Source organism: Carnobacterium gallinarum DSM 4847 (genome assembly GCF_000744375.1).
Taxonomy (GTDB): domain Bacteria; phylum Bacillota; class Bacilli; order Lactobacillales; family Carnobacteriaceae; genus Carnobacterium; species Carnobacterium gallinarum.
Genome location: NZ_JQLU01000005.1, coordinates 489,283 through 502,369 on the forward strand (window position 1 = coordinate 489,283; position 13,087 = coordinate 502,369).

General features: G+C 33.0%; 15 protein-coding genes. 3 read left to right on the forward strand and 12 right to left on the reverse strand.

Going from position 1 to position 13,087, the window contains the following annotated elements:
- Positions 1 to 108: 108 nt before the first annotated feature.
- The 9 genes from BR43_RS07200 to BR43_RS07240 form a co-directional block, all read right to left on the reverse strand.
- On the reverse strand, positions 109 to 807 hold the full coding sequence (locus tag BR43_RS07200; protein ID WP_034560619.1) for a Bax inhibitor-1/YccA family protein: 699 nt from the start codon (positions 805 to 807) through the stop codon (positions 109 to 111).
- A 102-nt stretch (positions 808 to 909) separates the two neighbouring features.
- A complete protein-coding gene (locus BR43_RS07205) occupies positions 910 to 2,286 on the reverse strand; it encodes a UDP-N-acetylmuramoyl-tripeptide--D-alanyl-D-alanine ligase (protein WP_034560622.1) in 1,377 nt (458 codons plus the stop codon).
- A gap of 83 nt (positions 2,287 to 2,369) precedes the next feature.
- Positions 2,370 to 3,461, reverse strand: coding sequence for a D-alanine--D-alanine ligase (locus BR43_RS07210; RefSeq protein WP_034560626.1), 1,092 nt, complete (start codon positions 3,459 to 3,461; stop codon positions 2,370 to 2,372).
- 143 nt (positions 3,462 to 3,604) lie between these two features.
- On the reverse strand, positions 3,605 to 3,922 hold the full coding sequence (locus BR43_RS07215) for a DMT family transporter (RefSeq protein ID WP_034560628.1): 318 nt from the start codon (positions 3,920 to 3,922) through the stop codon (positions 3,605 to 3,607).
- Positions 3,919 to 4,248, reverse strand: coding sequence for a DMT family transporter (locus tag BR43_RS07220; protein WP_034560630.1), 330 nt, complete (start codon positions 4,246 to 4,248; stop codon positions 3,919 to 3,921). The genes BR43_RS07215 and BR43_RS07220 overlap by 4 nt, the downstream gene beginning before the upstream one ends.
- Positions 4,249 to 4,621: 373 nt before the next feature.
- Positions 4,622 to 5,386 carry a hypothetical protein gene (locus BR43_RS07225; RefSeq protein ID WP_034560631.1) on the reverse strand — a complete coding sequence of 255 codons (765 nt, stop codon included), beginning with the start codon at positions 5,384 to 5,386 and terminating at the stop codon, positions 4,622 to 4,624.
- Between the two features lie 139 nt (positions 5,387 to 5,525).
- Positions 5,526 to 6,422 carry a zinc metalloprotease HtpX gene (htpX, locus tag BR43_RS07230; RefSeq protein WP_034560633.1) on the reverse strand — a complete coding sequence of 299 codons (897 nt, stop codon included), beginning with the start codon at positions 6,420 to 6,422 and terminating at the stop codon, positions 5,526 to 5,528.
- A 142-nt stretch (positions 6,423 to 6,564) separates the two neighbouring features.
- Positions 6,565 to 7,122: a LemA family protein gene (locus tag BR43_RS07235; RefSeq protein WP_034560635.1), complete on the reverse strand. Its 558-nt coding sequence runs from the start codon at positions 7,120 to 7,122 to the stop codon at positions 6,565 to 6,567.
- A 248-nt stretch (positions 7,123 to 7,370) separates the two neighbouring features.
- Positions 7,371 to 7,844 carry a Dps family protein gene (locus BR43_RS07240; RefSeq protein WP_034560637.1) on the reverse strand — a complete coding sequence of 158 codons (474 nt, stop codon included), beginning with the start codon at positions 7,842 to 7,844 and terminating at the stop codon, positions 7,371 to 7,373.
- A gap of 275 nt (positions 7,845 to 8,119) precedes the next feature.
- Here BR43_RS07240 and BR43_RS07245 point away from each other — a divergent pair, with 275 nt between their 5' ends.
- Together BR43_RS07245 and BR43_RS07250 are read left to right on the forward strand one after the other, a co-directional pair.
- Positions 8,120 to 8,893 (forward strand): SMI1/KNR4 family protein, encoded by a 774-nt coding sequence (locus BR43_RS07245; protein ID WP_034560639.1) that lies wholly within the window; start codon positions 8,120 to 8,122, stop codon positions 8,891 to 8,893.
- A gap of 12 nt (positions 8,894 to 8,905) precedes the next feature.
- Positions 8,906 to 9,376: a low molecular weight protein-tyrosine-phosphatase gene (locus BR43_RS07250; protein ID WP_034560641.1), complete on the forward strand. Its 471-nt coding sequence runs from the start codon at positions 8,906 to 8,908 to the stop codon at positions 9,374 to 9,376.
- Between the two features lie 57 nt (positions 9,377 to 9,433).
- Here BR43_RS07250 and BR43_RS07255 read toward each other — a convergent pair whose 3' ends face one another.
- The 3 genes from BR43_RS07255 to BR43_RS07265 form a co-directional block, all read right to left on the reverse strand.
- Positions 9,434 to 10,165, reverse strand: coding sequence for a class A sortase (locus BR43_RS07255; protein WP_034560643.1), 732 nt, complete (start codon positions 10,163 to 10,165; stop codon positions 9,434 to 9,436).
- A gap of 191 nt (positions 10,166 to 10,356) precedes the next feature.
- Positions 10,357 to 10,809: a hypothetical protein gene (locus tag BR43_RS07260; protein ID WP_034560645.1), complete on the reverse strand. Its 453-nt coding sequence runs from the start codon at positions 10,807 to 10,809 to the stop codon at positions 10,357 to 10,359.
- Between the two features lie 295 nt (positions 10,810 to 11,104).
- Positions 11,105 to 12,223 carry a hypothetical protein gene (locus tag BR43_RS07265; RefSeq protein ID WP_245617836.1) on the reverse strand — a complete coding sequence of 373 codons (1,119 nt, stop codon included), beginning with the start codon at positions 12,221 to 12,223 and terminating at the stop codon, positions 11,105 to 11,107.
- A 317-nt stretch (positions 12,224 to 12,540) separates the two neighbouring features.
- Here BR43_RS07265 and mscL point away from each other — a divergent pair, with 317 nt between their 5' ends.
- Complete coding sequence (gene mscL / locus BR43_RS07270; RefSeq protein ID WP_034560649.1) at positions 12,541 to 12,948, forward strand: large conductance mechanosensitive channel protein MscL; 408 nt, start codon at positions 12,541 to 12,543, stop codon at positions 12,946 to 12,948.
- Positions 12,949 to 13,087: the final 139 nt, after the last annotated feature.

Genomic DNA, 13,087 nt, shown 5'->3' on the forward strand with positions numbered 1-13,087 from the left:
AAACCGTTTATAAAAACAGCATTATCTCCTTTGTAACAACAAATTTGAATAACCATTCCTATAAAAAAGAACCTAAGACAAAATGTCCTAGGTCCTCACTATTGTTTTTTAGTTGCGTCCGCCGCCGCCAAAAATTCTCAAGACAGCTAAGAAAATATTAACAAAGTCTAAGTATAGACTTAATGCACCACTGATAGCAATTGCGCCTAATGATTGACTATCCGCATAGTGGAAGTAAATTTCTTTTAGTTTTTGAGTATCGTATGCTGTTAAACCAACAAAGATTAAAACAGTAATATAGGATAGAACTAAGCTACCAATACCACTTTTCAAGAAAAAGGCATTTACTAAAGTAGCAATGATTAATCCAATCAATGCACTCCGTAAGTGACCACCTAAACTAGTCATATCTCTTTTTGTAACAAAACCATAGATGCTCATTGCTGCAAAAGTTCCAGCTGTAATCATGAAAGCTGAAGCGATATTGCCTAAAGAATACAGTAAGAAAATAGAGGATAATAAAATCCCATTAACAATTGAGAACGCAATAAACCCGACAACTGAAGAACCTGTTGAACGTAATTTATTCCCATTTGATGCTAATTTCATTACTAAGAAAATTTCTACTAAGAATAGTGCAATGAACCCAATCGGATTTCCTAAAACCAATCCTCTGATTAATGGACTTTGTGCCGCGTAAAATGCTGTAATTCCACTTAACGCTAATGCCAATGTCATATACCCATATACAGTTGCAAAAAAGCGACTTAAGCCTTCTGTAGCGACTTCTTTTCTTTGTGTTTGCATCTTACATCTCTCCTTAATTAATCTAAATTCATACTAGTAGTATACCAAAAAACAGCTGAATTTAACTCCGTCTTTGGACCTAGTCTTCTTATTTTAACATGTTTATTTTTTTAGTTCCATTACGACAGATAGTAAATCTGTTCCTAAACTTGATTTAACTAAAATATAATCTTTTTGATTGATACTGTTCTTTAATTGTTGAATCATAGCTTTCTTATCTTCAACAAAGTGATGAATCTGCTCAACAGGGTAGTTTATACTTAGCTGTTCTTTTAGATGGATCATTTCTGAACCAAATAAAAAGACTTCATCAATTGCATTCTCATGGATATGTGCTGCCACACTCGCATGCAATTCACTAGAAAGCTCTCCTAGTTCCAGCATATCTCCTAAAACAACAATTTTTTTGCCTGCCGTTTCTAACTCACTAAAATTATCTAACACAACTTTCATAGCAGTTGGATTTGCATTGTAGGCATCATTTAAAATCATACTTCCATTTAAGCCATCCAGCCATTCCGTACGATTTTTTGTCAGATTAAATTTTGCTAGTTCTGGAGCAGCTACTTCAACTGATATTCCTAACGTGAACCCTACCATCAAGGCAGCCATTGCATTTGTTACGTTGTAAGTGCCTAAAACTGGGATGCTACATTTGATCTCAGGTGCTACATTCGTAGTAAATTTAGTTTCGTACATTCCCGTTTCGATTTCAACTGGATAAATATTATTACTTTTAGCTGTACCAAAAGTTATTCTCTGTTTAGGTGCTAAGACTTTAACCAACTCAGATAAAAGCAGCTCTTCTCCTGGGTAAATTAATGTCCCGTCCTTTTTTAAACCAGCAATGATTTCCATTTTAGCAGCAGCAATCCCTTGGCGCGAACCTAAATACTCAATATGAGATTCTCCAATCATTGTAATGACGGCAATATCAGGTTGAGCTAATTTAGAAAGCAATTCAATCTCGCCTGCATGGTTCATTCCCATTTCTAAAATGACGACTTCTGTTGTTTCTGGCATTTCTAAGATAGTTAATGGCAAACCAATATGATTATTAAAATTCCCTTTAGTCTTATGAACTTGATATTTACTACGAATAACCGCTTCAGTCATATCTTTTGTTGTAGTTTTCCCATTGCTTCCAGTAATACCAACAACTTTTGGTGCTACTAGTTCTAAGTAGTATTTGGCCAAATCTTGCAAAGCCTGTAAGGTATCTGCTACTTGCAAAACAGGGAAATCAATTGGAGCTGTTTCTAGTGATGCACTCCAAAATGCAGCTACAGCGCCTTTATCGATAGCAGATTGAATAAACTGATGCCCATCATTTTCACCTTGTAAAGGTACAAATAATGCACCATCGGTTAATTTTCGTGAATCAAATTCAACCTTTTCGATTTTAATTGTTTCCCATTTAGTTAAATCATTCGTTGCCCCAACTGCTAAAGCAATTTCTTTTAAACTTAGTGATTTCATGTTCTTCCTCCGATAATTAGTCTTAAGTTTGATTCCACGCTATCAAGACAAAAAGCTGAACACTAAAGGCTCAGCTTTTATTTTTATTCGTCACTCTTCATTTGATAACTTTGACGTTCCTCATAACGATGTAGTGCCAGTTGAATGAGTTCTTCAACTAAATCACCATAACCTAAGCCAGTATTTTCCCACAATAATGGGTACATACTGAATTGAGTAAAGCCAGGCATTGTATTGACTTCATTAATAAAAATCTCATCATTTGCTGTGACAAAGAAATCACAACGACTTAAACCACTTCCATCTAAAACTTCAAAGGCTCCTGCTGCGTATTCTCGCAACTGACTAGATACCTCGTCTGATAACAATGCTGGAATCTGTAGCTTTACATCATTGTTAATATACTTTGAATCATAATCATAAAAATCAACTGATTTTATAAGTTCGCCAGGAACAGATGTATGAATATCTCCATTTCCTAAAACAGCTACTTCAATTTCTCTTGCTTCAATTCCTTGTTCCACCACAATTCGACGATCAAATTTTAAAGCTGTTTCAATCGCTGCAATGAGTTCGTCACGGTTTTCAGCCTTACTGATTCCAACACTTGACCCCATATTAGCAGGCTTAATAAACATTGGATAAAGCAAACTGCCTTCGCAACGCATAAAGACTTGTTCTTCATCTCGTAACCATTCATTTTTTAAAACTGCTACGTAAGGAACTTGTGGAATGCCAACTTGTTGGAATAAATATTTACTAATAATCTTATCCATGCCACAAGCACTTGCTAAAACGCCAGTTCCAACATAAGGCATATTCATAACTTCAAACAAACCTTGAACTGTACCGTCCTCTCCGTTAGGTCCATGAAGAACCGGGAAGATAACAGCGTCTTCTGCTTTAAGCGATGTTGGTTCGATTTCTACACCATAAGATTGTTCATTTAAATCAGCACCAAAAGATGCTTCTGCACTTTGTTTGAATATTAATAATTGATGATCTGAAATTGGCCCAGTAAGAATCGGACCTTTTAACCATTTTCCAGATTTTGTAATGTAAATAGGTTCAACTTCATAATATTTATAATAGACTTCCTTAGTGATTGAGAAAGCCGTTAAAATTGAGATATCATGTTCTGCACTTTTACCACCATAAATTAGAGAGATTTTCATCTAATACGTTCCTCCAAGTTTTACTTAAAGTTATTTTAAGCTTTATCTTTAAGACTTAATTCAAACGTATTGTACCATATTTTCGATGTCCTTGAAATAATAATTTCATTTAACAGATTTGTACTTTTGTTTAACTTTCCAACTTAATGTGAGGTTAGTTTAAGCCCAACTACGCCAATAATTACCATTCCAACAAAAATAAATTTGCGCCAATTACGACTTTCACCAAAGAAAACCATGCCCCACAAGACACTTGTTGAGGTCCCAATTCCAGACCATATTGCGTAAGCTACACCAATAGGGATAGTTTTTGAAGCTACAGAAAGTAGATATAAGCTTAATCCCATAATAAAAATTGAAAGTACACCGTATTTTTTCACTCTAAAACTATCTGATTTTTTTAGAAAGACAACAAAGCCTAGCTCACAAAAACCTGCTAAAATTAAAATTAAAATACTCATGTTTTATCGGTCCCTTCACTTAATTTTAACCCTAAAATTCCTGTTAGTAGAATAATCAATGCAACAATTTTCAAAAAACTAACGGACTCTCCTAAAAATATCATCCCCATAATCGCTGTCCCAGCTGTTCCAAGTCCTGTAAAAGCAGCATAAGCTACTCCGACACCTAATTTTTTCATGGCTTTTTCTAAAATAAAAAAGCTTATTCCAATAAAAATGATTGCCATGATACTAGGAACTAATTTTGAAAAACCATAGGATGCATCTAGATAATATGCCCAAATCACTTCACAAAATCCTGCAATAATTAAATATACCCATTCCATTTCTTATTCCTCATTTCTTATTTATTTTGAGTTTATTTGCCTTCATGTCCATTCCGACTCATCGTAATCACTCTCCTTAATACTTTTGTCATGTTTATTTTATTCCATAGTTCGTCCAAACTTCTTCATACGTCTTTGTATGTTTTGGTAGTAAGACTTCTTTAAGAACATTAGGTATATGATTCTTTAACATTTTTTTAAGACAAAGAACTTTGATCGGATTACAAAGCCTCTGGCGAGTTTTTGCCTATTGGGGTTTCTAAGGATTCCCCCCTAAGAAGCCCAACAACAAAAAAGACCCCAGAATGCATGGCACATTCTAAGGCCGAAATTCTCTAAAAAGTTCTTCAATTAGTTTTATAAAAAGCTTATTTTAAATTCTAGCTAATAGTGTTTCTGTTTCGTGAATGGACCAAACTCCACTTCCTCGATTGTAACAAATTGTAGCCAAACGGTCCTGCTCTGGAAATGGATTTCCAACTTCTCTTAAGCGATCTTCTGCTAAAAAAATTGGAATATCGTAAGAATCACCGTGGACTTCTAATTGTTTTAAAGAAAATAACGCTCCTTCTTTTAGGTAAGGAATAAGCTGTTTTACCATCTCTATTGGGATAGTTTTAATTTCTTGTGGCTTTTGAAAAAAAGAACGTTTTTCATTAATCTTAACAGTTAGAGCATTTGTTAAACTTAAACTCAACAAAGTAAAATATTGATCTAGATAACGATAATATACTTTAGTCATAGCATCAGGTAAAGTTAGGTAAATAAAATTATTTTGTAGTTTATAGTAAAACGGAGAGTGAAGATGAGTGTGCGCATGGGCAATGTATAATAACTCTGAAATTTCTACTGGAGTTAATTGTCGTAGCAATTCTAAACTCTCAAAATCAATCCATTTACTCATTTTTTCTGGGGATTTGCTACATTCATCAAAATGTCGATGAACATTTTCACGGCCTCGAATAATCCGAAATCCAGTATGAGATTCAAATTCTCCAACACCTTTTTTCGCATCCAATAACAGAATATTTTTAGGTGTTTGTTTTAATGAATACTGAAAATTGTCCATATCCATACCTTTACTTAACACATGATTCGTAACACTGTCTAAATACACATAAATATATTCGGTTGCCACTGCGCAAATCCTCCCCTAGTTTTTTTAATACCTTTATTGTACTACGAATTAAAACATTAATCTGTATCAATTGTATGATAAGTCTATTACAATCATTATTTGAAAACGCTCTATTACGTCAAACTGGTAACAATTGTTCTTACATTTTCTCTAAACGCTCGATTCGTTTTTCTGTTGCTGGATGTGTTGCAAACAAAGAATCTTTTGACTCTTTTTTCAATGGATTTTCAATATACAAGGCTGCACTAGTTGGATCAGCTGATTTCATTGGCTCACTTGCAGAAATCTTTCGTAAGGCTGAGATTAACCCTTGAGGATTTCGGGTCAGTTCAACAGCTGAGGCATCGGCTAAATATTCACGATTTCGTGATAGTGCCATTTGAGCCATAGTCGCTGCTAATGGCGCTAGAATCATAAATAGGATTGAAAGGACCATTAAAATAGCACCACCACCGGATTTGTCATTATCATTACTACTACGGCGACTTCCCCCAGTAAACCATAACATTCTTGTTCCAATACTAGCTAAAAGTGCAATAACAGCTGCTAAGGCTAACGCAATTGTTGACAAACGAATGTCATAATTACGGATATGCGAAACTTCATGGGCCATCACACCTTCTAATTCTTCACGATTTAATTTTTCTAAAATCCCTGTAGTACACGCAACTGAAGCATTTTCAGGAGAATTTCCTGCTGCAAAAGCATTTGGACTTGGATCATCAATAATGTATATTTTAGGCATTGGAATACGTGCAACAAGTGACAACTCTTCCACAATATTCCACAGCATTGGATAGTCTTCTTTGCTAGTAATTTCTCGACCTTTATTTAGCCCCATGACAATTTTTGTTGAATTAAAAATCATTAATGCCATATAAATCAAAGCAAAAACAGCTGCCAACACAATTCCCATCACAGCATTATTCCAATTGGCGTAGCCCACGGCTGCACCAATTAAAGCAACTAAGACAAAAAAAGCAAACATAACTAAAATGGTTTTTCGTTTATTTTCTTCAATTTGTTGATGTAACATCTCTTGTCCCTTCTTTCAATCTTAGCATTTTTTCATATGACTAAAAAAGTCCCTTGAAAAAGTCAGAGATTTTTCTCTGGAACCTTTAAGGGACCCACTTACTGAACAAATCATTCTAACTCTAACTATTGTAGTTAATTAATTAAAATGAAACCTTTGGAACTGATTTTTCTTCCACTGGTGTTTCTAGCATTTTTTCTTGTGTAAATTTATGAATTCCAGCTACAATATTACTTGGAAAAGCTTGAATTTTAATGTTATAAGTAGCCACACTTGAATTATATAATTGTCGAGAATAAGCAATTTTATTTTCAGTTGTCGTTAACTCTTCTTGTAATTGTTGAAAACTTTGATTCGCTTTTAAATCTGGATAACTTTCGCTTAAAGCAAAAATAGTTTTTAGAGAATCACTGATTTGATTTGACACTTGCATTGTTTCTTCATGATTTCCTTCTGGAATTTGAGTTAGCTGATTACGCATTTCGACTACTTTAGCTAACGTGTCTTTTTCATGTGCTGCATAACCTTTTACAGTTTCAACTAGATTCGGAATCAAATCATTTCTGCGTTTTAATTGAACATCAATCTGGCTCCACGCTTCTTGAACCCATACCCGAGCTTTAACTAAGTTATTGTAGCTGCTTATATAAAGTACCACTAATAATACTATGACTACTATTCCAATAATCCATCCCATCATATTCCACTCCCTTATTTTACTTCTTATTCTCATCCTACCAAATATACCCTTAAAAATAAAGTAAAGTTTCTTAATCTATTAATTATTTTATTTGTAACAAGACGGAGATGAGACAAAACTACTATTTTGAATCAAGATACGTTAACTAAAAAATAAAGAACTGCAAAAAATCAACATTTGTAAAAATGGATTTTTTGCAGTTTTCTCTATTTTAGAACTTATGTCCTACCTTGTCTTCATTCGTTAATTTATTCGCCTTCTAAAGGAGATTGTCCTAAGAATGCTTGTAACATCCAGATGTTTTTATCCACTTCTGTTTTATAAGCGATTAACATATCTTGCGTACAATCGTCACCAGCTTCGCCAGTTAATTCGATTCCTTCAGCAAGTTCATCACGTAATAAACGGTAATCACTAACAACTGATGCTACCATATCTTCAGCAGAAACTTTTTTAGAATAAGGTTTTTCTTCGATTGAAGCATGCTCTAAATATTCAGATAGGGTTGAATAAGGTTGTCCTCCAATTGCAATTAAACGCTCTGCAATCACATCGTTATTTGAATCAACGCTGCCAAATAATTCTTCAAATTTTTCATGTAATGTATAGAAGCTAGCTCCTTGTACATACCAGTGATGTTGGTGAAGTTTTGTGTAAAGCACCCCATGATTTGCTACTAATTTGTTTAAAATTGCTTTTACATCAATGTTTGTTTTTTGCATTGAACTCATCCTCCTATTTATTAGAAATAATTATTACTTTGTAATCATTATAAACTATCAAACTTATTTTGTCTAATTGTATTTTGTTACATTTTACAATTATTCGCTAAAGCTGATTTGTTACCTTCTTAACAATTATACCTTTTCAACTTTTTTATTTCAATCATTAACCTCTCTTTTTCAATTTGATTTCAATTTCGCTTTAATGCTAGAATAAAGTATAGAACTAATTTATTCATTCTACTGAAATTAACTCACACTAAAAGGAGAATTTTATGTATTTCATTAAAAACAAGCTATTTCCAACTCCTAATCAACTATATTCAGAACTTCCATTTTTTCAAAAAATCAGTATTGCTGATCTGCCTAATAGCTATTTAGCTTTACTTACAGAACAAAACGGAGGCTATCTGCGGTTAAACTCTTTGCCAACTTCAGAACCTACTAGAGATGGATTAGATTCCGTTGAGTTTCACTATTTATTTGGACTGCATTCAGAGTCAGCTACAAGTATTTTATTTCAACAAGACGATCATGACAAATTTTCATTACCTGATTATTTTATTTTTTTTAGTGTCAATGGGGATCAACTTTGGGCTTTTGATTATTCTAATCTAAAAAATAATGAACCTAGCATTCGATATATCGATATGGATACCGATCAGTGGTTACATATTGCTGATTCATTTGAGGAGTTTTTATATCTGCTTCATTCAGCTCCTTTAGATTTAAATGAAGAAAGAACGCTGACTCGACATGAAGCCAATCATAACTTTTTATTAGCTACTTCTGCCGAATTGGAATCTTTGCTGCTTCGCTTTGAAGATGATTTAGACAAGAACTGGTACTTCACTTGGCTACTTCAACTAGCTCAAAGTAACAACCAACAACTTCAGCACTTAGCTTTCTCAGCTTTTGAAACGCAGGTTCTTTATTTCCATCCGGTACTGCCTAAAAATACCCGAGAGCTTGCTCGTGTATTTGAAAGTCTTGCTCCAAGCGTAATTGATACTTCCGAACTTCAACAAGTTTTGAAAGAACTAAGATAAAGGGGTCTTTAAATGGTTAAATTACTATATGTTTGTTTAGGGAATATTTGCCGCTCACCGATGGCCGAAGCTTTTATGCAGCATGCTGTTACAAAAGCTGGACTAAAGGACAAATTCCAGATTGAGTCTGCAGCTACAAGTCGTTGGGAATCCGGAAATCCCCCTCATATCGGTACTAAAAAAATTCTAGCTACACATGGTATTGAAACAGTCAACATGTTCTCACGACAAGTTACAATTGCTGATTTTAATGAATTTGATGCTATTTATGGAATGGATCGACACAATATTGAGGATTTAAATTCCATCTGTCCTACTGAATTTCTTCATAAAATTCATTTATTTATGGATTCTGTCGAGGGAAAACAAGGACTGGATGTGCCAGATCCATGGTATACAGATAATTTTGCTTTAACTTATCAACTGATATCAGAAGGCTGCAGTGCTCAATTAAAACAATTACAAGACACTAAACTTGATTAAAAAAAACGATAAACACTTCCTAAAAAGGAAATGTTTATCGTTTTTTTATTTATTCATTTACGTGTTTTTTTCAAGATCAAAAGCCGCTTTCATTGCTTTTGTTGCTTTTTTCATTGGTACTTTTTTCTCAAATTCTCCCTGAATAACTAAACGTTTTGATCCATCTGGATTACAGGTTACTAACGTTACTAGCTTTTTCCCTTCAACATCGTCAATTAAATCTACTCGATCAGGATTAACAGTTTCTATAAAACTTGTTTTATAAACATAGATGTATTCTAAATCAGTTAGATAGATTTCATCGCCCATATTTAGTTTATCTAATGGACTAAATAACAAGCCTTTGTCAATCATATTGTGACCAGCTAAAGCGTAATTGCCCTCGCCCATCACTTGATCTGGTTTCATAGTTCCTGCTCCGACAGCTAAGTTATAATTAGAAATGCCTCTTGTAATTGGCAAATTAATTTTGACATCTGGAACTGCAATTCCACCAACAACTGCCATATCTGCTTGATATAAACGAGCACGAATAATATTACTAGCATCTAAATCAACAACTTTATCAAAATCAAAATCGCCATCACGTGTATTATTCTTCTTAATCTCAGCAGCCGTTACATTAGATACATTATTACTGGCTGACATTGTTTCTACTAACCAATTCTTAATAGGGTTTAAAAAGATTAGAAATAAACCTATGATTAAAAGCAGTATTGCCACAATGTTAATTATCTTACTTTTTGCATTACTTTTCTTTTTATCTTCTTTTTTATTAGGTCGTTTCATAGTTGTTCCTCATTTCTTAATGTTATCCTTTATTACAATAAGTATAACTTAGGTTTTATTAAAAAAACAGCATTTTGTTTGACTTTTAATTGTTTTTCCATAATTAAATGGAATAACTAATCACTAGTATAGCACAAAGTTTATCTGAGAGTCTTTTATTATTTTCAAATTCTTTTCGATACTTTTCTGACTTAACTTTGTCTTTTTTCCTCTTCTAAATAACCACGATTTACTAAGGGAGCAACTTTTTCATTTAATTTATGAAATTCTTGTAGATAATATTGAATTTCTTCCTCAGAGATAGGCATATTGTCTTGTTTTATTTTCTTTCTCAAAAATTCTTCCATTGCTTGAATCATCAAAAATTGTTTTTCTTCAACTTCTCCATAACTAAGCCCTAAATGAAAGTGGCTGGCACCCATTTTTAAATAAGAGTCTGAATCGATTCGTCTTGTTTCAATTGCTTGAATCCCATTGGTGATAGTCTGAACAATAGGCATACGATAATCTACTATGTACTCTTTTTCATGGGATTCTTGACTTAAATCTTTCACCACATAATTTTGGTACCAATACTCTGAAAATCTAAAAACGTTTTTCGCCATCAACTTAACGATACTATCTGAAATTCGGTCTTCCGTCATACCAGTAATCTCCTTTAAAGAGTCGGATATATTTCAAAGAGATACTCTCTATCCATCATTAACCTCTCAATATCTTCGTTCATTTAAAAACACTTAACTTTGTTAACATTTAATAACAATATGTGCATTCATTATACTTCTATTTTATCTAATAGTATAGTAGTTTTTAGACGAAAAAAATCTGTACATTTCAAAACCTTCTTATTTAAAATAACATTTCTTCAAGACAATTTTAAACATAAAAAAACAAGAATCTCCGATTAACTCCAAAGATTCTTGTTTTTTTGTTACTTGTTTAATTTAATTTTTGAAATGGATTGTAATCGCCAGTTATTGGATCCATCTTAGATAAGCTATTTGTTGATGTTGTATATTCAAACATTCCTACCATATTTGAAATTTCAGTATCTCCAACTGTATGATCGCGACGAATTTCAACTTGATAAACATCCCCGCTGCTTTTTGTTACGTAATATTGATTTTCACTACTGCTAATTCCAGTCATTTTTTCTACAGCTTGGATTACTTTAATAGTCTCTGGATCTGTCAGTACTACAGAATTATCTGAACTTGTTGAACTATCTGTAGAATCGGCAGACGATGCGCTAGAAGACGCATTAGCTGAGCTATCTGTAGCAGAAGAATCTGTAGTAGTAGCAGTGTTAGAAGCTACAACTGTCGATTCCTGTTTAGACAACCATTCTGCAATCTGATCATCAGAAGCTGTTTTAATATCTAATCCTGTTGCTGTTGCAAATTCTTTACCAATTAACTCAGAGTTACGTTCTTTTTTGTATTTAGAATTAGGAACAATTGCTTGTTCTTCTTTCACTTTTTCTGCTTGTGCTTGATTAATCTCTGTTTTTAAATTCGTTGCTTTTGTTTTTAACTCAGTAAATAATTCATTACTTAAATCTTTAGCTAGTAATTCATCAATTGTACCGGCTGCTTCGTTTAATTTTCCAGCATTATATTGTGCTTGGCTATCATCATATAATTTTTGATAATTTGCTTTTTGGGTCGTTAAAGTTTCGATCATTGTCGCTAATTTTTTACCAGCTTTTACTAAATCATTTGATCCTTTAGTTTCAGCTGTAACTTTTTCAACTTGGGTCTTAGCCTCTGCTAGTTCGCCTTTTTTGTAAGCTGCTTCTGCTGCTTGATAGTTTTTAGTTTGCTCTAGATATGTTGTTGCTGTTGCGTCTTTTGATTTAGCATTTAAAGCTTCATTGAAGGCCGTCTCAGCTTCTGAATAATTTTGATTGCCTATGTTTTGTTTACCTTCACGCATTGCTGTTTCATACTCACTATTATTATTAGAGGAATCTTTGCTACCACCACTAGCCCCACAAGCTCCTATAATAAACATACTCATTACTAACATAGAAATGATACTAAATTTACTCTTTTTCATCTTACATTCCCCTTTCAAATTCATAATTTCTTCTCCATCTCTATTATAACTGAATTTTGCTAAAAACAGGTTAATTATGAGAAAAATTAAGAGAAATTTTCTTTTCTTCACGGATACTGTTATTTTATAATTATTTCTCTTTCTAGTTTAGTCAATCATTTTTGTTTTTTTTATGCAACTAATAACTCCTTTACTAGCCGTTTTTTAATAGTATTTTAAGAAAAACAGTTAAAATCCAATCTTATTACTTTTATTTTCATTTGCTTTTCGCTATACTAAAGTAAGGTTCATAATTTATGTATAGGAGGTTATTTTTAATGTTTAAGAATACAATGAAAGAATTCAAGGAATTTGCTTTACGTGGAAATGTAATTGATTTAGCTGTCGGGGTTGTTATTGGAGCTGCTTTTAGCGCAATTGTAACGTCTTTTGTAAAAAATATTATTAGTCCAATGATCGCTGTATTAACCGGTGGCAATAATCTTAATAGCTTATCTGTAAATATTTTGAATGCTAAACTAACGTATGGTGCTTTCTTACAATCAATTATTGACTTCGTTATTATTGCATTTTCTATCTTCATTTTTGTCAAAGCAATCAACACCGCAACATCTAAATTGAAAAAATCAGAAGCGGAAGCTGAGCCAGAAGCAGAAATTAATTTAACAGAAGAATATTTAAAAGAAATTCGCGACTTACTTGCTCAAAATGATAAGACGCTTTAATTTTATTATAATCGAAAAAATGGAATGAATTTCCTCTTTTTTGAAGTAAAATGGCAGGAAACTAGAGATAGCTTCCTGCCATTTTATTTTATACATAGATTGACATAACTCAAGGTAAACCATCGGATTTCTATCTTTT